Below are 21,674 nucleotides of genomic sequence, written 5' to 3'. Positions count from 1 at the left end.
TCGCAAATATCAAATCGTGTTACAAATTCATGTTTAATCAAGATACAATTTGTGCCTTAGCGACAGCCCAAGGCATTGGAGCAATCGGTGTAATTCGTGTTTCTGGGCCAGAAACTTTTCCGATTGTCAATAGAATTTTCAAAGGTAAAAACCTTGAAAAACAACTTTCGCATACCATTCATTTCGGTACGATTAGAGATAACCAAACTATTATTGATGAAGTATTGGTTTCACTTTTCAAAGCTCCTTCTTCTTATACTCGTGAAGATACCATCGAAATTTCTTGTCACGGTTCGGATTTTATCATTCAAAAAATCTTGAAATTAATCCTTCGTGAAGGAGCAAGATTGGCAAATCCTGGGGAATTTACCCAACGTGCTTTTTTAAACGGACAATTAGACCTTGCCCAAGCAGAAGCCGTTGCTGATTTAATTGCTTCCGACTCAGAAGCTTCGCACCAAACTGCTATTAATCAAATCAGAGGAGGATTTTCTAAGCAAATCGCACAACTTCGTGAAGCCTTGATTCATTTTGCCTCTTTGATAGAATTGGAATTAGACTTTGGCGAAGAAGATGTAGAATTTGCCGACCGTGATGATTTGCGTCAATTAATCTTTAAAATTCAGAAAGTACTCATTCCATTGATTGATAGTTTTGAAATGGGTAATGTTATCAAAAATGGCGTGCCGACTGTCATTGCTGGAAAACCCAATGCAGGAAAATCAACTTTATTGAATCGTTTATTAAATGAAGAAAAAGCCATCGTTTCAGACATCGCAGGCACAACTCGTGATGTAATTGAAGATGAATTATTTATTGAAGGCATCCGTTTTAGATTGATTGATACCGCAGGTTTACGCAAAACTACCGATACTATCGAAGCCATTGGCGTAGAACGTACTTTACAACAAATGGACAAAGCCAGTTTGATTGTCTATTTGTTTGATGCTTCCGAAATTCAACTTACTGAAATTGCCCAACAAATTACGGAATTTAATGCACCGTATATTTTAGTCGGTAACAAAGTAGATAAATTATCGGCTGATAAAAAATCAGCTTTTGATACTACTTATCCTGATATTCTTTGGATTTCTGCTTCTGAAAATAAAAATATTGATACGCTAAAAGATACTTTAGTCAGAAAAGTAAAAACCAGAGAAATTAAATCAGGTGATACTGTGGTGACAAACCTTCGTCATTATCAACATTTATTACAGACGAATGGAGCTTTAGAAAATGTTTTAGAAGGTTTAGCCCAAAGCGTCACAGGCGATTTCCTTGCTCAAGATATTCGTTTTGCTCTCCATCACTTAGGCGAAATCACTGGACAAATCACTACTGATGATTTATTGGCTAATATATTTTCTAAGTTTTGTATTGGTAAATAGAGAATTAGCAAAACTCATGGCATGACTGAAAGCCTTATGCCATGAGTACACAAGGCTATTCTTTTGCTAAAGCTTCATTACAAGCCTCCACTGGTCAATATCACTTTACTACTGCATTATACCTATTCACTACTGCGTTCTACCTATTCACTACTGCATTATACCTGTTCACTACTGCATAATACCTATTCACTACTGCATTATACCTATTAACTACTGCGTTCTACCTGTTCACTACTGCATTATACCTATTAACTACCGCATTATACCTATTAACTACTGCGTTCTACCTGTTCACTACTGCATTATACCTATTAACTACTGCGTTCTACCTGTTCACTACCGCATTATACCTATTAACTACTGCGTTCTACCTGTTCACTACCGCATTATACCTGTTAACTACTGGGTTTCACCTATTAACTACCGCATAATATCATTTTGCAACTGCTCATACACACTTCACAACTGCCTATGCACACGTTGCAACTGCTCATGCACACGTTACAACTGCTCATGCACACGTTACAACTGTCTATGCACATGTTGCAACTGCTCATGCACGCTTTGCAACTGGCTATGCACACTTCGCAACTGCCTATGCACACGTTACAACTGCCTATGCACACGTAGCAATTGCTCATGCACAAAACGCTTTTAGCAATAATCAATTTACTACTCCTATAGTTTGTATTATACCAAGAAAACTTACCGTATAATAAGTTTTTTGTGATTAGTGGATTTAATATTTTTGATTGTATTTGGGAATGGGTAGATTGATGTTTTAATTTATTGAGCAGTCGAAGACTGCTTTTTATATAACGTTCCAAGTCTGAAGACTTCGAGCAGCGAGGGTGACGAAAAATAGAAATAACACTAAACAATACAAAAGAACTACAAAACTTTTGCGTATTAGCGAATTAGGCGAAATGTAGTAAAAAAGTACGACAAATCTTTCGCAAAAACACTTCGTCTAACTTGTATTGGCGAAATAAACAGCGATGCCAACTACTTTGCCAATACGAACATTATGGGCAAGCTTAAAAAACAGACAGTAATATGGAACTAACATTAACGACAGCAGCGATAGCCACAATTATTTCAGCCACTACTTCAGCGACCGTCACTTTGTACATTAACAGGAGTAATAAACTGAAATATTTAGACGACCAATTAGACACATTACTAAAAACTGCTTTACAGTATCCTTACTTAGAAAACCCAACTTTCATAAAAACTTGGAATGACAATAAGAATTCTGAAAAGGATGAATATTTGCGATATGACATTTATTGCACACTTCTCTTTAATTTTTTTTCAAGAGTGGCAAAACATTTCAATTATAACAAAGAAAAAATTGACAATTATGTTGCGGCTAAGGACTGGATAAGGCTTCACAAAGACTACTGGTTAAATCCTATAGACACTTTTGAAAACATAGATTCTTACGACAAAGAATTCAAAAAATTAATAACCGACTATTTAAACTAATATGAAAAAGAAAATATTACTAATTGGCAACAACGATGGTTTACCTGGTGTTAAAATTGACCTTGCTAACTACAAAAAGTATTTTAAAAGCAATACTGGCGGACAATGGAATGATGATGAAATAATCGAATTGCTAAATCCTAAAAAAGATGACCTCATTGCTCGGATTGATGGTTTAAAAAAGCAGAATTTGGATTATGTAATTGTTGTATTCAGTGGACACGGTGGAATGAAAAGAAATACTATTTTGGAATTGAATCCTGATGGAGAGTTGTTTTCTGAATCTAGATTCGAGAATATTTCAACAAGACAAGTGACTATTTTAGATTGTTGTAGGGCTTATATGCAAAATTTATCAGAAAGCTTAGAAGAAGTCAGACTTATTAAATCATTTAGTGCATATGTAGGTACAAGGGCAAGATTTGAAAAGAGAATTTCAGAATCTTTACCACAACAAATTAAAATTTACTCCTGTGCTGAAGGTGAATATTCACACGACACACCAAAAGGTGGTGCATATTCCAAAAACCTAATTGAGACTGCATACACGGACGATTCAGAGTTTATCTATTTTGGCAGAACTCACGTAGTTGCTTCAGAAAAAACAACAAAAGAATTTAAAGACCAACACCCAGAAATAATTCAGCCTAAATTTTTGACAACTCAACAATTAATACTTGGAATCAACTAGAAAGTCAGCCCAGAACCGTTGTGCGTCACTTTAGACAGACCTAAAATGATTAGAAAGAAACAAAGAGTTCTTCAGCATGTAATGGAGGACGAATCATATGAAATTATTAAAAGTCAAATACCTAAGCATTGGGTAATACGAGAATTTAATCGACCCGATTACGGAATTGATTTAGTTATAGAACTTTTCGAAGTAATTGACGAAAACGTAGCAGAGACGCTTGGTGAATTCATTTATGTGCAAGTAAAATCAGTTAAAGAGGTAACAACGAAACAAGAAACAATTTACGCAGTTGGTAATGTTGCTAAAGTAGTTTGGACTGAGGATAGAAAGTCATATACTAGCCTTGAAGTAATTAAATATCCATTTGACACAACTTCAATATTTACAATTCAATCTCTTGGAGGTAGTGTTCCTGTTTTATTGTTTGTTGTTGATATAAAAAGTAAGGATGTATATTTTATCTGCGTAAATGACTACATTGAAAAAATAATTTTACCTCAAAATCCAAAGTACACAGAGCAAGGTTCTGTAACATTTACTATACCTGCTTTGAACAAACTTTCAAATCAAGATATTTCAAACAATGCATTAAAGTTTTATGGGAAACGAGCTAAACTTCTCGCTGCTTTCTCAAAATTCTCTTTCCAAAAAAATGAAATCGCTCATATGCTTGGATACAGGGATTATCCAATTTGGACATATAGAGACGAAATGGAAAAAGGAAAATCATATGAACTTGATGAAATCAAGACACAGCTTTTATACTTCATTTCACAAATAATTGATTTAGATATTTGGCAACACAATGAATGGTTGGTATTGCCGCAAGCTAGGGAGGATTTAGTGACTGTGAAAATGCTTTTGGAAACAAAAGATGTGGATTGGTCAATAGTTAAAGTTAAAGTTATTATTTTGTGGCATCAATTAACAAATTTGGGAACTATGTATGAGGACATTTGTCGGGAATGGTTTTTACCGAAAATCATTAGTTTATTGACATCTTATTCAATAATACCAGAAATAACTACCAAAGAATAAAAGCGAATGCAAAACATTGCATTGGCATTATGGCGGCTGACGAGTATAGGCACCTACTAGTGCAAGTATCAACCAAAGCATCACTTGTACCCCTCGCTGTTCCAAGTTTAACAAATGGAACAATAATAAAATGTAATCTCTGCTTGCAAGAATAGTGTACATTTCTGATAATACGGAATGTATGAAAGAAATTGAAAAACTGTTACGAGAAAAAATTAGTAAAGATTACTATCAAGTTACCGATACAACACAAATTCCAATTAAGACAACACAAAACTATATACTTATGAACGAATCTGTTTTTTGGGAAATCATTGAATCCTCTTGGGCTGACTCGCCAAGTTTAAATAAGAAAAGAGCGAAAGCTCTAATAAGTAATGATGAAGAATTACTTGCAGAACTAAGTGAGGAACTTTCAGAAACAATCCTTGAAAATTATGATAAAAGACTTCTAAAACTAAGCAAAGAAGACTTGACTGCATTTATACACATTTTAGAAGAAAAGCTTTACAATATTGATAGGGAGGACATTCATGAATATACAGACGGTTCGGATGATGGTTTTTTATATTGCAGATGTTTTATACTTGGAATGGGTAAGGAATATTATGATATGATTGACAAAGAACCTTCCAAAGCAACCATGGACTTAGAAGCTGAATTATTTGGATTTTCAGCATATCAACAATATGAAGAAAAATTCGGAGAAGAGTTTGAACGAAACTCAATTCATTGTATAGAAACGTGTTCAAACGGAAATGGTTGGTCATAAGAATAAAAAAGGTCGCCAATAAATAAACTGCAACTGTTTTTAGGTTTTATTTCCGTCGTTGTAGGTGTTTTCTCAGGGTCGCCAAGACCAACAACACGAGCGTAAGCAACTCGTTACTTTGCATTTTACTACATTTGTTTGTTGCTAACGCTCAATTCGTTGGAGAAAACTCCAACGAAGGCTAATCTACTATTTTTAGAAAAAATGCAAAAATGACTATATCTATGAGTTGGGCATAATACTACCGATACTCTGCAAATTGACACTTCATAAAAATATTATGGGACTATTCGACAAATTATTTAATAAAAAGACATCTGACCCACCAAAGTCATTTGAAGAATTAACGATAAATGAACCTGAAACAAATTTTGACAAACTTGTTGAACAGGCTAGAATATCAGGCAACAGTACCGACCTTGAGATTCTATATAAATCATTCCTCAATCTTGAACAATGGGTTTTTATCATATCAAAAAATTACGACATTGAAGATGCAAAACCATTTATTGGAGTATTTGAAGAGCAACCGTGGTTGTACGTTTTTACTGATAGTTTTAAAGCAGACTATTATGCAAAATTATTTGGAAACTTTCATAGCAAAGACGGCAACACATTAGTTTTAAAAATGACAAGAACTGGCTCGTTAAATATGGCGAAAGAATTAAGTAAACTTGGAGTTTATGGAATTAGAATAAACGAAGGTGAGAATGGTTGGTTTTGCACCATTGAAGGATTGTTTGAAATTATTAATCACTATCAAATTGACATAAATTAAACTCCACTCGCACAAGTATCAAGCGAACCATCACTCATACCTAAAATTAGCTCAGTTTGTAAAGAGAATAAAAGACACAATTGGTTTCAGTTCAAAACTGAAAAACTATTGGTACAAGTGATGCTTCGCTTGACAATGCACCAGTAATAGAAAAGGAGGAGAGTAAAAACGCTCAATTTACAGACGGTAATTCAACAAAAAACTCCGTTCCTTTATCAGGTTCGCTTTTTAACCAAATCTTACCATGATGTGCTTCTATGATTTGTTTACTGATGTATAAACCTAAGCCAAAAGGTTGTTCTCCATCAGTGCCTTGTCGCTTAGCCGAAGTGAAAGGATCAAAAACTTTATCCTGCATTTTTAAGGGGATGCCTATCCCTGCATCTTTTACTGTAGTAATTATTTTATGATTAGATGCTTGAGTATTAATATAAATGTTAGTGCCTACAGGGCTAAATTTTATGGCATTTACTACTAGGTTATTGATTACTCTCGAGATTTTCTCTCTGTCAATATTCATTTTAATGTTAGTATCAGTATTTAAAATCAATTGCTGATTTTTGTCTTTTGCCTTAAAGCGTAGCAATTGTACACATTCAGTTAGTAATGTATCAAAAGATGTTTCTTCTTTATGGATGTCATGCTTTTGCTCAAAGTCAGTTTTTAGTAGGTCATTAATTAAGTTTAGGCTATTGTTGATAGATGTCTGTATCAGCTCTATTAGTTCGCTATCGTCTTCATCCATTTCTTTTTCTGCCAACATAGATGCCATTGCACCTACCGCTCCAATCGGATTTCGGAGGTCGTGTGCTACAATTTTAATAAGGCGTGCATAGTTTTTATTCATCGTCTCTAAATCACGCATTGTTACTTCTGCATGCTGAAACTGTAATCTGAGTGCCTCTCTTGATTTCTGTGTACTCTTCCAACTACGCCACAAAATAATTATCATTACGATAGCCATCACAGTGATTAGGATAGCCAATATCAATAGCCTAGATTGATACTTAGCCAATAGATTTGATGATTCTAACTGTTGTTCTTTCGCTGCAAAATCTTGATAATCAATACCGAATAGATTTTCTTGTTCATCTATTTTGTCGTTAATGGTTTGGTATTGCTTGCTGAATAAATAGGCATTGTAATAATCTTTTAGTTCAGCATAGATAGAAGCTAATTTTCTTGTTAGTCCTTCACTTTCAACTAAGTAACCTTTTGGAATAGCAATGGAAAGTCCTTGTTTATAATATTGAATAGCTGTTAACTTATCCCGTTGATACATTTGATCACCCATATCAGTCAAGATAATGACGGAGACATTCGAGAGGTTATTTTTTAAAGCATTTTCATTGGCTTGTTTTAATAAAGCCATGCCTTTATCAAATTGGTTATTTTTGATATAATTATCAGCAGCTAATTGGTCATAAGCTAACAAAATACGCTTGTCTTTGTATTTTTCGGCAATGTTTCTACCTTTTTGAAGGTAATAGTTTAGTGAGTCTTTACTAAACTTATGGGGGGGAGACTTGATAAGGTAGTTATAAATAACCAAGGAAAAGATAGAGTCACGACGTAGTTTCTTCCCTAGTTCCAGAGCCAGATTATAATTAATAGATGACTTTTTCTCTCGTCCCATTACTTCATAAAGAATGGCGATATTCATTAACGTTTGAACTACGTTTGCAGAGTCACGAAGTCTTTTGTATTGAATATTACCTTCATTAAAGTAGCGTAAGCCCAGTTGTATATTGCCTTTTATGAAATAAACGATTCCTAGATTGTTCAAAACATCAGCTTGCCCTTTTGCATACTTTAGCCTGTTGGCTACTTCACTAGCCTGTTTGGTATAATAAAAAGTACTATCAATGTTTATTTCGTACAAAAGGGTCGCTATCCTATTCAATGTATTTACATATACCAGACTGTCTTGTATAGTAGGTAGCGATTTTTGTAGTTTTTGGAGTTCATTAGATTGCCCATGGCAAAGTTGACTAATGGAAAAGGCTAACACAAAGAGTGTTACAATTGTTTTTAGCTTGAAAAAATATTTTAAGAGCATAATTTTTCATAGGATTTATACGCTGAGACAAGGTTTAAAGATTTTTATAAATATTTGATAAATGCAATTTTCACAGAAATACTGTCAAATAATATGAATTTTCTGTTAAATTGAATATACGATTACCATACTCAAATATATTGTTTTTCAAGATTCAAACTAACATTCGGTAGAAATAATTGATAAATACTCCCCTCGCTAATGCAAGTGACGCTTCGCTTGATACTTGCACCAGTATCAGAAAAAATATAATCAGTAAATCGAATGTTTTAGCCTCCAATGATGCAAGTGTCAAGCATAGCGTCACTTGTAACAGTAATAGAATATATCTATTTTTTAATTTTTTTGTACCTCATTTGTACTTGTTAACCCATAAAAAAAGCGACTTCCTAAATCGAAAGTCGCTTTTTTTATGGAAAAAATTTGTGACTAAGCACAGAATTCTTCAAATACCATTTCTAAGTGTCCAGCAATCATTTCTGCCGAACGACCTTCAATGTGATGACGCTCTACAAAATGAACCAATTCACCATCTTTAAACAATGCTACTGAAGGCGAAGACGGAGGATATGGCAAATGATATTCACGAACTTTTTGAGTTGCCTCTTGGTCAACACCAGCGAAAACCGTTACTAAATGTTCTGGTTTTTTAGCAGAATTCCAAACGGCTTCTTTCACACCTGGACGAGCAGTACGAGCAGAACAACCACAAACAGAGTTGATAAACACTAAAGTTGTTCCTTTTTCAGCTAATACTTGATCAACTTCTGAAGCTGATTTTAATTCTTTGAATCCTCCTTCTACGATGTCAGCACGCATCGGAGCTACTAAATGTTCTGGGTACATGATATAAAGTTTGAAAATTTGAAAAATAGTCAATTTGAAAATTGTTCTTCAAAGAAACACTTCAAATATGATTTTGTCTTGTAATAAAAAGCTAGCGTAAAAACGCTAAAGCACAACTTGATTCAAAACACAATTACATAAAACCGAGTTCCAATTTGGCTGCCTCAGACATCATGTCTTGCGAATAAGGTGGGTCGAAAGTTAATTCTACACTCACTTCGCTTACACCTTCTATTTCACGTATTTTTTGTTCAACTTCAACAGGAATTGCTTCAGCAGATGGGCATGAAGGCGAAGTTAAAGTCATCAATACGTAAACATTATTTACAGGGAAAATTTTAATATCGTAAATCAAGCCAAGTTCATACACATCCACAGGAATTTCTGGGTCATATACGCCTTTTAGTGCTTTGATTACTTCTTCTTTTAATTCAACTTCCGACATGATTTCTATCAATAATAATGAATTTCTAGGATTATATTTAGTAAATAATTAAGCTTTCAAGCCATAAGCGATAGCATAATTTTTCATTTGCTTTACCATCGAAGCCAAACCATTAGAACGAGTTTGAGCCAAATGTGAAGTCATTCCAATTTTATCAATGAAATACAAATCAGCAGCAGTAATTTCTTCGGGAGTATGTCCAGATAATACTCTGATTAACATATTCACCAATCCTTTTACGATAATCGCTTCTGAATCTGCATCAAAAAGTAGTTTGCCATTTTCAAAACGAGCATTCAGCCAAACCCTACTTTGACAACCCTTAATGATATTATCTTCCGTTTTTTGCTCTTCTGGCAAGCCTTTTAATTTTTTACCTAAATCAATGATGTACTCATATTTATCTGCCCAATCGTCAAAAAGTGCAAACTCATCAATGATTTCATCTTGTGTTTCGTTGATAGTCATAAATTCTTTTGAATAGTTTTGAAAATAGTGTTACACTGTTTTCAAACTACAATAACATTTTCTTTACTCGATGAATACCCGCCACTAATCTATCTACTTCCTCAATTGTGTTATAAACGGCAAAAGAAGCTCTTGAAGTTCCAAGTAAATTAAATCTTTGCATCAAAGGCTGCGTACAGTGATGTCCCGTTCTTACAGCAATTCCTTGATTATCAAGCAAAACTCCAATATCTTGATGATGAATTCCATCAATTACGAAACTCAATACTGATACTTTTTTCTTGGCTTGACCAATAATTCTTAGTCCTTCAATTTCAGATAATTGTTCAGTAGCATAGCTCAAAAGCATATCTTCATGGGCTGCGATATTCTCTCTTCCAAGTGCATTCGCATATTCTAAAGCTGTTTTTAACGCTACAACATCAGCAATATTTGGCGTACCTGCTTCAAACTTGTATGGCAATTCATTATAAGTAGTTTTCTCGAAAGTAACATCCTTAATCATTTCACCACCACCCATATACGGAGGCATGGCATTCAAAAGCTCTTTTTTGCCATACAAAGCACCCATACCCGTTGGTCCATATAATTTATGAGCCGAAAAAGCATAGAAATCAGCATCTAAATCTTGCACATCAATATTAAAATGTGAAGTTGCCTGAGCACCATCAATCAATACCTTTGCGCCATATTCATGTGCTAAAGCTATGATTTCTTTTACTGGGTTAATTGTACCCAATGAATTTGAAACATGGTTTACAGCCACTAATTTCACTTTTTCAGAAAGTAAATTTTCGTAGGCTTCCATGTCTAATTCACCTTGTTCAGTTACTGGAATTACTTTTAAAGTAATTCCTTTTTCTTCACAAAGCATTTGCCAAGGCACAATGTTGGAATGGTGTTCCATCCCCGACACGATGATTTCATCTCCTTCTTTGATGAATTTTCTACCAAAAGTACTTGCTACCAAGTTAATCCCTTGTGTTGTACCAGAAGTAAAAATGATTTCTTCAATAGAAGATGCACCCAAAAATTCACGAACGGCTTCTCTCGAAGCTTCAAAATCACGAGTAGCTCTTTCAGCTAATGTGTGAATTCCTCTGTGAATATTGGCATTATCGAAATTATAATAATGAGCAATGGCATTGATAACAGCAGTCGGTTTTTGTGTCGTTGCAGCGTTATCAAAATAGACCAATTTTTTCCCATTGATTTCTTGATTAAGAATAGGGAAATCTGCTCTTATTTTTTGTATGTCTAAAATATCGGTCGTTATCATGGTTTCAATGGTGCTTTTTTACTGTGAGCAATTATCCCTGATAAATCTTATCAACAACTAACTCCTGTAAATATTCTTTAATCGCAGGAATTTTCATCTTGTCAATTACTTCTTGTGCGAAGGCCAACATCAATAATGCTCTTGCTGATTCTTTTGAAATACCACGAGCTTGCATATAAAACAAAGCATCTTCGTTCAATTGTCCAGTGGTTGTACCGTGCGAACACTTAACATCATCTGCCCAAATTTCCAATTGTGGTTTGGTATTCATAGAAGCATTTTCAGACATCAATACGTTTTTACAAGATTGAAAAGCGTTTGTTTTCTGAGCATCTTCACGAACAAAGATTTTACCATTGAATACTCCAACAGAATTATCTTTCAAAATACCTTTATATAATTCGTTAGATTCTGAATTTGGCTTGGCGTGGTCAACAGCTGTATGGTTATCAATATGCTGTTTTTTGTTTGGAATATATAAGCCAAACATATTCGCTTCTGCGTACTCGCCATCAATTTTAATATTGAGGTTATTACGTACAAAACCTCCATTAGCGGTTACAGTATTGGCTGTAAAAACTGATTTCCCAGCTTGTAGCACCGATGTTGTACCAATATGGTAAGCTTTGTCTGATTCGTTCTGAACTTTGTAATAATGTACGTTTGCTTCTTCTTCAATAAAGAATTCCGTTACTGCATTGGTAAATGAAGCGTTTTCTCCTAAAGAACGGAAAGCCTCTGCAATTTGTACTTCTGAACGTTTTCCAACTACAATTAAGTTTCTTGGCTGAGATGCTACATTTACTTTACGAGCATCAGCAATGAATCTTAAAATAACTGGCTGAGTAACTACTTTATTCGCTGGCACATGAACAAAAATTCCATTATGTGCGAATGCAGTATTTAATGCAGTAAAAGCATTGTTTTTTGAATCAGCATATTGATTAAAATACTTCTCAACTAAAGCTGGTTCTTGCTTGATAGCATCAGAAAAAGTTAAAATTTGAAGTTCTGAAGCTGGACTTACGATAGAAGAAAGTTCTGCATTGTAAACGCCATTCACATAGTAAAGGATATTTCCTTCAAGGTTTGGAATTGACGATTCCGCTACGTCTTGTGCTGAAAAATCAGAAGCTGCATTAAATTCAAAAGCTTGATTAACCAAGTTTTTGACATTAGAATACTTCCACTCCTCGTGTTTTATCGTCGGAAAGCCCAAAGTTTCGAATGTTTTCAACGCTTCTTGACGAACTTGGTGAACAGCAGATTTTGCTGCACCATTCATACGTCCTTCAATCGTTTGAAAATCTGAAATTAATTGAGCCTTTAATGAATCTTTATTATCCATGTTAATAATTGATATTGCTGTGTTATCAGAATGACCAATACACAATAAAACTCTAAATTGAATTAAGCGATTGTTTCGCCCAATTCTTCAGCATCTACTTCTGCTTTAATCCAGTCGTAACCTCTTTCTTCTAATTCTAAGGCTAATTCTTTAGTACCAGATTTTACGATACGTCCTTTGTATAAAACGTGAACAAAATCAGGTACGATATAATCCAATAAACGTTGATAGTGAGTAACCACAATCACAGCATTATCAGGAGATTTCAGTTTATTTACGCCTTCCGCTACAATACGAAGTGCATCAATATCAAGTCCTGAATCCGTTTCATCCAAAATGGCTAATTTAGGTTCAAGTACCGCCATTTGGAAAATCTCATTTTTCTTTTTCTCACCACCCGAAAAACCTTCGTTCAAAGCACGGTTCAAAAGAGATTGGTCGATATTCACATAAGCCATTTTCTGTTTGAACATTTTCAAGAACTGAACAGCATCCATTGGCTCTTCGCCACGATATTTACGGATTTCGTTTACAGCAGTTTTCAAAAAGTTGGTTGTTGAAACTCCTGGAATTTCAACTGGATATTGAAACGCTAAGAAAATACCTTCAGCAGCACGTTCTTCAGCAGCTAATTCTAATAAATCTGTTCCGTTAAAATCTACGCTTCCACCAGTTACTTCATAGTCTTCACGTCCTGCTAATACGGAAGCTAGAGTACTTTTCCCAGAACCGTTTGGTCCCATGATTGCGTGTACTTCACCCGCCTTAACTTCAAGATTAATTCCTCTGAGGATTTGCTTCTCCCCAATCTTCGCCTGTAAATTGTCTATTTTGAGCATTTTATCTATTAATTTCTAAACCTTGATTGATGGAGATTAACATTTACCTATTGATGTATTTCAAAATGATTACTCAATTGTAAACTTCCCAATCATGATACAAAATTAAATATTGTATTTTTTAAATACTATACTTTATTTAGAACAACTCTAAGTAAATGAAAAAAGTTTGGTCATTACTATATTTTTAGGGCTTGTTAAGAATAAAATAACTGGATTAAAGTCAAATCAATTAAAAATTTGTGGGGCAAAATTATTTTCTCAAAAAATTATTACTCGAAAACATAGTTTAAATTCAATAGGCAATGTTTTCAAAATTACCTTTCAAAACAGGCTTGACAATGCTAAAAAATTATGAGTACTTGCGAGAAATCAGATTTCATCAATCATTTTTATGGAAAATCTCATCCAAGTTTCTTCAGAAGTTGGCACGCTTAGGCGATTGCTCATTCATAGTCCCGATAGTGGTTTAGGCAAAGTTGTCCCTTCAAAAGCACAAGATTGGCTTTTTGAAGACATCGTTCATTTAGATACAATGCGCCGTCAAGAATATGATTTTTACGTAAAAACATTACTTTACTTTCTCGACCCAGATAAGATAAAAGGGAAATTGGCAACGATTAATGCCGATAATGAACGTAATTTTTTCAAGCCAGATCATCCTGAATATTTCAATTCAGATAAAGTAATTGAACTTCAGAAATTACTTTCTGATATTTTGGAGAATGATTTAGTGAGGATGAAACTCGTTGCGGCAGCTTGTGCTATTGAAAAAGAGTGGTACACTACGCATGACGAACTTTTCAATCTCCCTCCTATCGAATTAGCTAAAACGTTGATTTCTGGAAGTACTCCTTCTGGCGAAATGCTTTTCCCTCCTATTCCAAATTTTATTTTTACTCGTGATATTGGGATTACTATTAACGACCATATTTTACTGAATCGTCCGAAAAAGCAGGCTCGTACTCGTGAAGCCTTATTGGTACAATATATTTTCTTTAATCACCCGATTTTTGATGAGGTTCGTAAAAATTTAATTGAAATTCCAGACAATGAAACGCTTTTCTTGTTGCCAGAATACGAAGCCAACGAAGCACAAACTACATTAGAAGGTGGCGATGTAATGATGGTCGCAAAAAACCATTTACTGATTGGTATTTCGGAAAGAACAACGGTAAATGCGGCAAAACAAGTAATTAAAATCTTGTTTGAAAAGAAAATTGTGGATAAAATCACTCTAGTAAAAATTCCGAACAAACGTGATTATATGCACATTGACACGGTTTTTACGCAAGTAAAACGCAATGTTTGGGTATTGCTAGGTTCTTTGGCAAAACCACAATTGAAGGCAGAAGATGAAGTATTAATTAAAGCAGGTTTGCTCCCTTCTAAAAAAGCGGAACAAGTACATATTGTTCAGTTTCGTCGTGGACAAGCACATGAACCTCGTGAAATTGCTAGTTTGGAAGAATTATTAACCGAAATTTCTATTTACGACCTTGGTTGTCAACCTTTGGATGTAAAGTTTATTTACTCAGGAAATAATGAATTTCCTTATGGAGCCAGAGAACAATGGACGGATTCTTGTAATTTATTAGCAGTGAAAGAAGGTGTAGTTATCGGTTATGATAGAAACGATAAAACACTTGAGGCTTTCAAAGAAGTAGGATTTGAAACCATTAAGATGGAGGATTTATTAAATGATTTTGAATCAGGAAAACGTTCGCCCGAAACCATTCAAAACACTTTTATTATGCTTCCCTCGGCAGAGCTTTCAAGAGCAAGAGGTGGCTCGCACTGTATGTCGATGCCCATTTTAAGAAGTGAACTATAATCAAAACAAGCATCAATTAACAATTTCAAAAGCCATGCAAAATCAAACTACTGCTCATATTTTAATGATTCGTCCAGTTCGTTTTGGTTTCAATGAACAAACTGCTACTTCGAATGCTTTTCAAAATCAAGCTTTTGGTAAAGAAACGCAAGCTAGTTCACAAGAAATTGCTTTAAAGGAATTCGATGAAATGGTGGCTCAACTCCGCAAAGCGGGCGTTGATATTATCGTTATTGAGGATACGCCAAATCCACATACTCCTGATTCTATTTTTCCGAACAACTGGATTTCGTTTCATAACGATGGCACAGTAATTCTGTACCCAATGCAGGCAGAAAATAGACGATTGGAACGTAGAGAAGATATTGTAAATGGTCTTCAAGAGAAATTTTATGTCAATAAAATCATTGATTTGTCGTCTTTTGAACAAGAAGAGAAATTCTTGGAAGGTACAGGTTCAATGGTTTTAGACCGTAAAAATAAAATTGCTTACGCCTGTATTTCACCAAGAACGCATCAAGAAGTATTGGCTGAATTTGCTTTGCAAACGAATTATCAAATAGTAGCTTTTGAAGCAGTAGATGGAAATGGCAAGCAAATTTACCACACCAATGTATTGATGTGTGTTGGCGGTATGTTTTCTGTAGTTTGCTTAGAAGCCGTTTCAGATTTAGATGAACGCTTGCAATTGAGAAATTCTTTAGAATCAAATGGCAAAAGAATTATTGAAATTACACTGGCACAAATGAATCAATTCGCTGGCAACATGCTAGAAGTAAGAAGCGAAAAAGGTGATAAAATGTTAGTGATGTCTAATACAGCCTATTATTCATTAACTTCTTCACAAATAAAAATTCTTGAAGATTACTGCACAATTCATCATTTCGACCTTTCGATGATAGAAGGAAATGGTGGCGGTTCTGCTCGTTGTATGATGGCAGAAGTACATTTACCCCTGAAATAATTTCAAATTGAATTCCACAAGAATGTTTTCAATGAACTTTCAGATTAACTTTGTCGTTTGAAAAACAACAACAGGATATAAATTTTAATAACGATATGGTAACGATCACAGAAATAGCAGCCAATAAAATCATAGAACTACGTCAAAAAGAAGGACTTACTAGCGACTTTAATGTTAGAGTAGCCGTTGAAGGAGGAGGATGTTCGGGCTTGATGTATAATCTTGATTTTGCTTCTCAACCGCAAGCAACTGACATGGTTTTTGAAGATAAAGGCGTAAAGATTATGGTTGACAAAAAATCAATTCTATATTTAGCTGGTACTGAACTTGATTTTTCAGACGGTTTAAATGGAAAAGGCTTTCAATTCAAAAATCCAAATGCTACACGTACTTGTGGATGTGGCGAAAGTTTTTCGGTTTAGAAATCATTACGATTTATAAAGGAGTGTCATTTAAGCAAAGCTTAGATGACACTTTTTTTTTGCGCTACAAGTCATTTCACACAAGTCACTTCTACTTCTAATAAAGAGGCAAGTCAATAAATTTGATTACTACAATCTTTATCACTTTTTCGAATAAAGAATATCAGTCACATCCAATTAAAAATTGGTCAGTCATGAACAAAAAATGGTGGCACATCAATAAAAACTGGTCAATCATGAATAAAAAATAGTGGCATATTAATGAAAACTGGTCAGGCATAAACAAAAAATGATGGAATCTCAATAAAAATTAGTCAAGCATAAACAAAAAATGGTGACATCTCAATAAAAATTAGACAAGCATGAACAAAAAATAATAGTATCTCAGTAAAAATTAGTCAATGATGAACAAAAAATAGTGTCATTTCAATCAATTTTCAACAAGCTCCAAAATCATCTTAGCAAGCTCCACCTCTTTATTTTATTAATATAATCTAATATTTTCACGAATATTCATAATTTTGACCCGTATTTAAACATTCAATTATGCTTTACTCAAGAATTGCAGGTATCGGACATTACGTACCTGAAAACATCATCAGCAATCAACATTTAGAAACATTAATGGATACTTCGGATGCTTGGATAACTGAACGAACGGGTATCAAAGAGAGAAGATACTTTACTTTGGGTAAAGACACCAATGCTTCAATGGCTACCGAAGCTGCCAAAATAGCGATTGAAAGAGCTGGAATTAGTGCAGAAGACATTGACTTTATTGTTTATGCCACCATTACTCCTGATTATTACTTCCCCGGACCGGGTTTTGTGATGCAAAGAAATTTAGGGATTCAAAATGCTGGAGTACTTGATATTCGAGACCAATGTTCTGGATTTATTTATGCTTTATCCACAGCAGACCAATTTATTCGTTCTGGAATGTATAAAAACATTTTAGTAGTTGGTGCTGAAATACAATCAACTTTCCTCAATCCAAGTAATGAAGGGCGAGGCGTTGCTGTAATTTTTGGAGATGGAGCTGGCGCTGTGGTCGTTCAAGCAACGGAAGATGAAAAACACAGAATACTTTCAACACATTTACACGCAGATGGCAGATACGCAGAAGATCTTTATGTAAAAGAGCCAAGCAGTAGTAGCAGTGCTGGTAGATTTTATGATAATTTAGTTAATGACAAAACAAGCGGAGATGTAATTATGAATGGAAATGCTGTTTTTAAACATGCTGTAGTACGTTTTCCAGAAGTAATCCGTGAAGCTTTAGATAAAAATGATTTACAAGCTGAGGATATAGATTTATTAGTACCTCATCAAGCTAACTTGCGAATCTCAGAATATGTTCGCCAACAAATGGGATTACCAGAAGAAAAAGTCATGAATAATATTCAAAAGTATGGCAACACAACGGCAGCTTCAATTCCAATAGCACTTTGCGAAGCATGGGAAACCGGAAGAATAAAAGACGGTGATTTAGTCTGTTTAGCCGCTTTTGGTAGCGGATTTACTTGGGGCTCTGCTTTGATTCGATGGTAAATACTTCTCAATTTATCGCTATTGTAAAAACGATAACAAAGCATTAAAATCTTATTCAAAAAATAAAAAACCTGCAAGAAAATAAATCCTTGCAGGTTTTTATTTATAGAAAAATCTCAAAGCTCATCACTCAAGACTTAAAGCTATCAACTACCAAATAAAGCGAGTAGAAAGGAATGTTGATTCTTGGTTTTCTACAATTTGGTTAACGATGGCTTTGTTCTCGGCAGTTTCTTTAGTAGCCACTACTGTTCTGATTGAGAACGAACGCAATGCCGCTGTTACTGAGAGTGTTCCTTCTGCCGAATCTTTACGACCAGTGAAAGGAAAACCGTCTGGTCCACGCTGACATTGTGAGTTAATATTTACACGAGAAACTTGGTGAACGGCAACATCCATTAATTCAGAAATTTGGTGAACATCTTTACTGAAAATAGATACTTGTTGTCCATGAGATGATTCAATTAAATAATTAATTGGCTCTTGTATATCGCTAAATGATACAACTGGAACTAATGGGCCAAATTGCTCTTCATGCCATACTTTCATTTCTCTCGTCACAGGATATACCAATGCTGGGTAAACAATTGATTTGAACGATTCGCCACCACCTTCGTTGACTACTTTTGCACCGTGTGCAATGGCATCTTCAATCAATTCTTTTAAATATGCTGGTTTGTTTGGTTCAGGAAGTGGCGTGATGTTTACTCCTTTTTCCCACATCATACCCAATTTCAACTTACCAATTTCTTCAGACATACGCTTGTTGAAAGCATCAACCAACGATTCGTGAACCCACATCATTTTCAAAGCTGTACAACGCTGACCGTTGAACGACAATGAACCTAACATACATTCTTTCACGGCTAATTCTAAATCTGCACTTTCAGTAACGATGGCTGCATTTTTAGCATCTAGTCCTAAAATTGCTCTCAAACGGTTTACTTTCGGGTGCATTTTTTTCAATTTATCCGCTACTTTCGACGAACCAATCAAAGTCAAAGCATCAATTCTACCTGATTCCATCAATTGTGGAACTACCGAATTTCCACGACCATAAATCGTATTAATTACACCTGCTGGAAACGAAGTACGGAAAGCTTCTAACAATGGATAATGCAATAAAGTACCATGTTTTGGTGGCTTGAACATCACGATATTTCCCATAATCAACGCAGGAATTAAAGTCGTAAATGTTTCATTCAATGGATAATTGAATGGCCCCATACACAAAACAATACCAAGTGGCGAACGACGAACCTGTCCGATGATTCCTTCTTCAATCATAAATCTTGAAGAATTACGGTCGATGTCTTTCAAAGCACCAATTGTATCATAAATGTATTGAACGGTACGGTCGAATTCTTTTTGTGAATCACCTAAAGATTTACCGATTTCCCACATCAATAATTTCACAACTTCATCACGTTTCGTAATCATTTGTTGCGTGAATTTCTCAACGCATTCAATACGATGAGCTACCGACATTGAAGGCCACTCGCCACGACCGTGGTCGAAAGCTTTTACGGCAGCGTCCAAAATCTCCATCGCATCTTCTGGATTGGTGATAGGGTACGAACCGATTCTTTTTTGTTCCAAACCGCTTGATGTTTGAACATAAATCGGAGACCAAACGTCTTGGGTTTTTCCAGCCCATTGACGCATCTCACCGTTTACTAAATACTCTCTTTGCTCAATCGGCTCAGTGAGGTTATATTCCGCTGGAATCTGAGCTTCGGTTGGAAATAATGTTTCTAAGTTTTTTACAGATGACATGAATTTTTCTTCTTAAAAAAGTACAATGATTTAGATTTTCGTCTTGGCAAAGTTTAAAAGAAAGGAATTTCAACAAGTAGAATACTACCGTTTTATTTTAATAATTATAAATATACTAAAAATAGTCATAATTATTGTTTTGCAGTTAAAAGTGCTTGTTACTTCTTTAAGATAAAAAAAATGACTCGTCAAAAGGTTTTCAACTGATATTTTCGACGAAGTTTGTTAATTAAAAACTTCTTTTGCGCTGTAAAACTCTCAGGATTTACCTGATTAAAAATCACTTTAAGGTCTTGAAATTCCTCTGGATTATCCCAAAGAAATTTTTCTGAATCTATATTTTTTTGTTCGAGATACTGTTCAAAAACCATGATGATTGATTGAATATTTGTGAAAAATTGATTCATCGAATACTAAGATTCAAGTAAAACAACTCCTCTTTTTTGTTTGAAAAATAAATATACCAAAGAAGTAAATGCAAAAAAAGCTGCAAGAAAATATGGGATAATAATATTCTCTACTTTCCCTTGATAAATTTGCCCTGCAAATAATGCTCCTAAACCAATGCCTGCCTCCAGCGCAATATACGTTGTAGCGACTGCCCTTCCTCTATAAAATTCGTCAGATAAATCTACAGTCCAAGCCATTAATGTTGGCGTATTGAATCCCCATGAGAACCCAAACAAGATTGACGCTAACATAAATACCCAAAAAGAGCTAGTCAAAGCGCAAAGTACCATTGAAAATACCAAAATGGCTGATGAAATCATTAAAATTGGAATTCTTCCGTATTTATCTGATGATTTTGCAAAAAACAATCTGACCGTCAGCGAAGAAATTGTATAAATTGTAAAGAAAAGTCCTTTGTTGGTAATGCCCAATAGTTTGGTTTGGTCTGGCACAAGTGTCAGTAGTACACCAGAAGAAAAAGATACCAAAAGCATGACCGTAAAAGCTGGAATTACTCTAGGTTCAAAAACGTCTTTCCAACCAATTTTAAATAATTTAAGCGAAAAAGCTTCTTTCTGAGTTATAGGAAGTGTTTCTCGCATGTTGAGCAATATTAAAATTGATAGCAATGCGAAAGCCGAAGAAGTAAAAAACATCACATTGATAGAGGTCCAATCGGTTAAATAACTTCCAATACTTGGTCCGATTGACATTCCCGTTGCTGTAAAAATCCCTAACATTCCTTGTGCTTCTCCCCTTCTATCTTCAGGAATAATATCGGCAACATAAGCCGAAGTTGCCGTAGGTTTTGTACCAGTAGAAAAGCCATGTAAAAATCGAAGTAACAAAAAACCCGCAATTGTATGCACAAAAGGATACAAACCGCCACAAACAAAACAAACGATTGAACCAAACGCCATAACGGGTACTCTACCGATAGTGTCCGTCAATTTTCCAGAAAAAGGACGAGCAAAACCTGCGGTAAGTGTAAATAAAGCAATGATGTAGCCAATGTATTCCTTTCCTCCCATCGAACCCAAATAATCGGGCAATTCTGGAATCATCATTTGAAAACTAGCAGAAAAAAGAAAATTACTGAGACAAAGTAACCAAAACTGAGTAGTATATATTGAAGGTTGTTTTTCCATTCGCAAAGATAATTAGTAGCTACAAGCATTAAGCTTTAGCCACTAACCAAATTAAAATCTCATAATTCATATTTAATAACTCTT

At 34.8% G+C, this 21,674-nt stretch carries 20 protein-coding genes; 10 read left to right on the top strand and 10 right to left on the bottom strand.

Going from position 1 to position 21,674, the window contains the following annotated elements; translation table 11 throughout:
* Positions 1–29: 29 nt before the first annotated feature.
* The 6 genes from mnmE to VB798_RS20060 all read left to right on the top strand — a co-directional run bounded on the left by mnmE (position 30) and on the right by VB798_RS20060 (position 6,161).
* Positions 30–1,388: a tRNA uridine-5-carboxymethylaminomethyl(34) synthesis GTPase MnmE gene (mnmE, locus tag VB798_RS20085; RefSeq protein ID WP_323689027.1), complete on the top strand. Its 1,359-nt coding sequence runs from the start codon at positions 30–32 to the stop codon at positions 1,386–1,388.
* A gap of 1,059 nt (positions 1,389–2,447) precedes the next feature.
* Positions 2,448–2,879: a hypothetical protein gene (locus VB798_RS20080; protein WP_323689026.1), complete on the top strand. Its 432-nt coding sequence runs from the start codon at positions 2,448–2,450 to the stop codon at positions 2,877–2,879.
* Position 2,880: 1 nt separating this feature from the next.
* Positions 2,881–3,570, top strand: coding sequence for a caspase family protein (locus VB798_RS20075; RefSeq protein ID WP_323689025.1), 690 nt, complete (start codon positions 2,881–2,883; stop codon positions 3,568–3,570).
* A gap of 45 nt (positions 3,571–3,615) precedes the next feature.
* A complete protein-coding gene (locus tag VB798_RS20070) occupies positions 3,616–4,611 on the top strand; it encodes a DUF4365 domain-containing protein (RefSeq protein ID WP_323689024.1) in 996 nt (331 codons plus the stop codon).
* Between the two features lie 181 nt (positions 4,612–4,792).
* Complete coding sequence (locus VB798_RS20065; RefSeq protein ID WP_323689023.1) at positions 4,793–5,383, top strand: DUF4240 domain-containing protein; 591 nt, start codon at positions 4,793–4,795, stop codon at positions 5,381–5,383.
* A 259-nt stretch (positions 5,384–5,642) separates the two neighbouring features.
* Positions 5,643–6,161, top strand: coding sequence for a hypothetical protein (locus VB798_RS20060; RefSeq protein ID WP_323689022.1), 519 nt, complete (start codon positions 5,643–5,645; stop codon positions 6,159–6,161).
* A 172-nt stretch (positions 6,162–6,333) separates the two neighbouring features.
* Here VB798_RS20060 and VB798_RS20055 read toward each other — a convergent pair whose 3' ends face one another.
* The 7 genes from VB798_RS20055 to sufC form a co-directional block, all read right to left on the bottom strand.
* Entirely contained in the window at positions 6,334–8,220 is a 1,887-nt protein-coding gene (locus VB798_RS20055) for an ATP-binding protein (protein ID WP_323689021.1), read from the bottom strand.
* A gap of 429 nt (positions 8,221–8,649) precedes the next feature.
* Positions 8,650–9,066 carry a BrxA/BrxB family bacilliredoxin gene (locus VB798_RS20050; protein WP_323689020.1) on the bottom strand — a complete coding sequence of 139 codons (417 nt, stop codon included), beginning with the start codon at positions 9,064–9,066 and terminating at the stop codon, positions 8,650–8,652.
* 133 nt (positions 9,067–9,199) lie between these two features.
* On the bottom strand, positions 9,200–9,511 hold the full coding sequence (locus VB798_RS20045) for an SUF system Fe-S cluster assembly protein (RefSeq protein ID WP_323689019.1): 312 nt from the start codon (positions 9,509–9,511) through the stop codon (positions 9,200–9,202).
* 48 nt (positions 9,512–9,559) lie between these two features.
* Positions 9,560–9,979 (bottom strand): SufE family protein, encoded by a 420-nt coding sequence (locus VB798_RS20040; RefSeq protein WP_323689018.1) that lies wholly within the window; start codon positions 9,977–9,979, stop codon positions 9,560–9,562.
* Positions 9,980–10,025: 46 nt separating this feature from the next.
* The gene (locus VB798_RS20035) at positions 10,026–11,258 is read right to left on the bottom strand and encodes a cysteine desulfurase (protein WP_323689017.1); all 1,233 of its coding nucleotides are present in this window, start codon (positions 11,256–11,258) and stop codon (positions 10,026–10,028) included.
* Between the two features lie 31 nt (positions 11,259–11,289).
* Positions 11,290–12,606, bottom strand: coding sequence for a Fe-S cluster assembly protein SufD (gene sufD, locus VB798_RS20030; protein ID WP_323689016.1), 1,317 nt, complete (start codon positions 12,604–12,606; stop codon positions 11,290–11,292).
* 62 nt (positions 12,607–12,668) lie between these two features.
* Positions 12,669–13,445, bottom strand: coding sequence for a Fe-S cluster assembly ATPase SufC (sufC, locus tag VB798_RS20025; protein WP_184131087.1), 777 nt, complete (start codon positions 13,443–13,445; stop codon positions 12,669–12,671).
* 394 nt (positions 13,446–13,839) lie between these two features.
* On the opposite strand from sufC, the gene VB798_RS20020 reads away from it, so the two are divergent.
* From VB798_RS20020 to VB798_RS20005, 4 genes are all read left to right on the top strand, one after another.
* Complete coding sequence (locus VB798_RS20020; protein ID WP_323689015.1) at positions 13,840–15,279, top strand: arginine deiminase family protein; 1,440 nt, start codon at positions 13,840–13,842, stop codon at positions 15,277–15,279.
* A 34-nt stretch (positions 15,280–15,313) separates the two neighbouring features.
* Positions 15,314–16,243 (top strand): citrulline utilization hydrolase CtlX, encoded by a 930-nt coding sequence (gene ctlX, locus VB798_RS20015; protein WP_323689014.1) that lies wholly within the window; start codon positions 15,314–15,316, stop codon positions 16,241–16,243.
* 95 nt (positions 16,244–16,338) lie between these two features.
* Positions 16,339–16,665 carry a HesB/IscA family protein gene (locus VB798_RS20010; RefSeq protein ID WP_323689013.1) on the top strand — a complete coding sequence of 109 codons (327 nt, stop codon included), beginning with the start codon at positions 16,339–16,341 and terminating at the stop codon, positions 16,663–16,665.
* A 546-nt stretch (positions 16,666–17,211) separates the two neighbouring features.
* On the top strand, positions 17,212–18,216 hold the full coding sequence (locus VB798_RS20005; protein WP_323689012.1) for a beta-ketoacyl-ACP synthase III: 1,005 nt from the start codon (positions 17,212–17,214) through the stop codon (positions 18,214–18,216).
* A 150-nt stretch (positions 18,217–18,366) separates the two neighbouring features.
* On the opposite strand, the gene VB798_RS20000 is transcribed toward VB798_RS20005, so the two are convergent.
* The 3 genes from VB798_RS20000 to VB798_RS19990 form a co-directional block, all read right to left on the bottom strand.
* On the bottom strand, positions 18,367–19,992 hold the full coding sequence (locus VB798_RS20000) for an NADP-dependent glyceraldehyde-3-phosphate dehydrogenase (protein ID WP_323689011.1): 1,626 nt from the start codon (positions 19,990–19,992) through the stop codon (positions 18,367–18,369).
* Positions 19,993–20,180: 188 nt separating this feature from the next.
* A complete protein-coding gene (locus VB798_RS19995) occupies positions 20,181–20,399 on the bottom strand; it encodes a hypothetical protein (protein ID WP_323689010.1) in 219 nt (72 codons plus the stop codon).
* 6 nt (positions 20,400–20,405) lie between these two features.
* Positions 20,406–21,590 carry an MFS transporter gene (locus VB798_RS19990; protein WP_323689009.1) on the bottom strand — a complete coding sequence of 395 codons (1,185 nt, stop codon included), beginning with the start codon at positions 21,588–21,590 and terminating at the stop codon, positions 20,406–20,408.
* Between the last annotated feature and the right edge of the window lie 84 nt (positions 21,591–21,674).

It is taken from the genome of Arcicella lustrica (assembly GCF_034930985.1).
In the GTDB taxonomy this organism is placed as follows: Bacteria; Bacteroidota; Bacteroidia; order Cytophagales; family Spirosomataceae; genus Arcicella; species Arcicella lustrica.
The sequence above is the reverse complement of the archived record's forward strand: the minus strand, read 5'-3'. Positions and strand labels throughout refer to the sequence as shown.

Bases quoted from the DNA above. Each gene is read 5' to 3' on its own strand.
- VB798_RS20020 (WP_323689015.1), top strand. From the start codon at position 13,840: ATGGAAAATCTCATCCAAGTTTCTTCAGAAGTTGGCACGCTTAGGCGA.
- VB798_RS20045 (WP_323689019.1), bottom strand. From the start codon at position 9,511: ATGTCGGAAGTTGAATTAAAAGAAGAAGTAATCAAAGCACTAAAAGGC.
- VB798_RS20005 (WP_323689012.1), top strand. From the start codon at position 17,212: ATGCTTTACTCAAGAATTGCAGGTATCGGACATTACGTACCTGAAAAC.
- VB798_RS20080 (WP_323689026.1), top strand. From the start codon at position 2,448: ATGGAACTAACATTAACGACAGCAGCGATAGCCACAATTATTTCAGCC.
- VB798_RS20010 (WP_323689013.1), top strand. From the start codon at position 16,339: ATGGTAACGATCACAGAAATAGCAGCCAATAAAATCATAGAACTACGT.
- VB798_RS20000 (WP_323689011.1), bottom strand. From the start codon at position 19,992: ATGTCATCTGTAAAAAACTTAGAAACATTATTTCCAACCGAAGCTCAG.
- sufD (WP_323689016.1), bottom strand. From the start codon at position 12,606: ATGGATAATAAAGATTCATTAAAGGCTCAATTAATTTCAGATTTTCAA.
- VB798_RS20055 (WP_323689021.1), bottom strand. From the start codon at position 8,220: ATGCTCTTAAAATATTTTTTCAAGCTAAAAACAATTGTAACACTCTTT.
- sufC (WP_184131087.1), bottom strand. From the start codon at position 13,445: ATGCTCAAAATAGACAATTTACAGGCGAAGATTGGGGAGAAGCAAATC.
- mnmE (WP_323689027.1), top strand. From the start codon at position 30: ATGTTTAATCAAGATACAATTTGTGCCTTAGCGACAGCCCAAGGCATT.
- ctlX (WP_323689014.1), top strand. From the start codon at position 15,314: ATGCAAAATCAAACTACTGCTCATATTTTAATGATTCGTCCAGTTCGT.
- VB798_RS19990 (WP_323689009.1), bottom strand. From the start codon at position 21,590: ATGGAAAAACAACCTTCAATATATACTACTCAGTTTTGGTTACTTTGT.
- VB798_RS20075 (WP_323689025.1), top strand. From the start codon at position 2,881: ATGAAAAAGAAAATATTACTAATTGGCAACAACGATGGTTTACCTGGT.
- VB798_RS20035 (WP_323689017.1), bottom strand. From the start codon at position 11,258: ATGATAACGACCGATATTTTAGACATACAAAAAATAAGAGCAGATTTC.
- VB798_RS20050 (WP_323689020.1), bottom strand. From the start codon at position 9,066: ATGTACCCAGAACATTTAGTAGCTCCGATGCGTGCTGACATCGTAGAA.
- VB798_RS20040 (WP_323689018.1), bottom strand. From the start codon at position 9,979: ATGACTATCAACGAAACACAAGATGAAATCATTGATGAGTTTGCACTT.
- VB798_RS20070 (WP_323689024.1), top strand. From the start codon at position 3,616: ATGATTAGAAAGAAACAAAGAGTTCTTCAGCATGTAATGGAGGACGAA.
- VB798_RS19995 (WP_323689010.1), bottom strand. From the start codon at position 20,399: ATGAATCAATTTTTCACAAATATTCAATCAATCATCATGGTTTTTGAA.
- VB798_RS20065 (WP_323689023.1), top strand. From the start codon at position 4,793: ATGAAAGAAATTGAAAAACTGTTACGAGAAAAAATTAGTAAAGATTAC.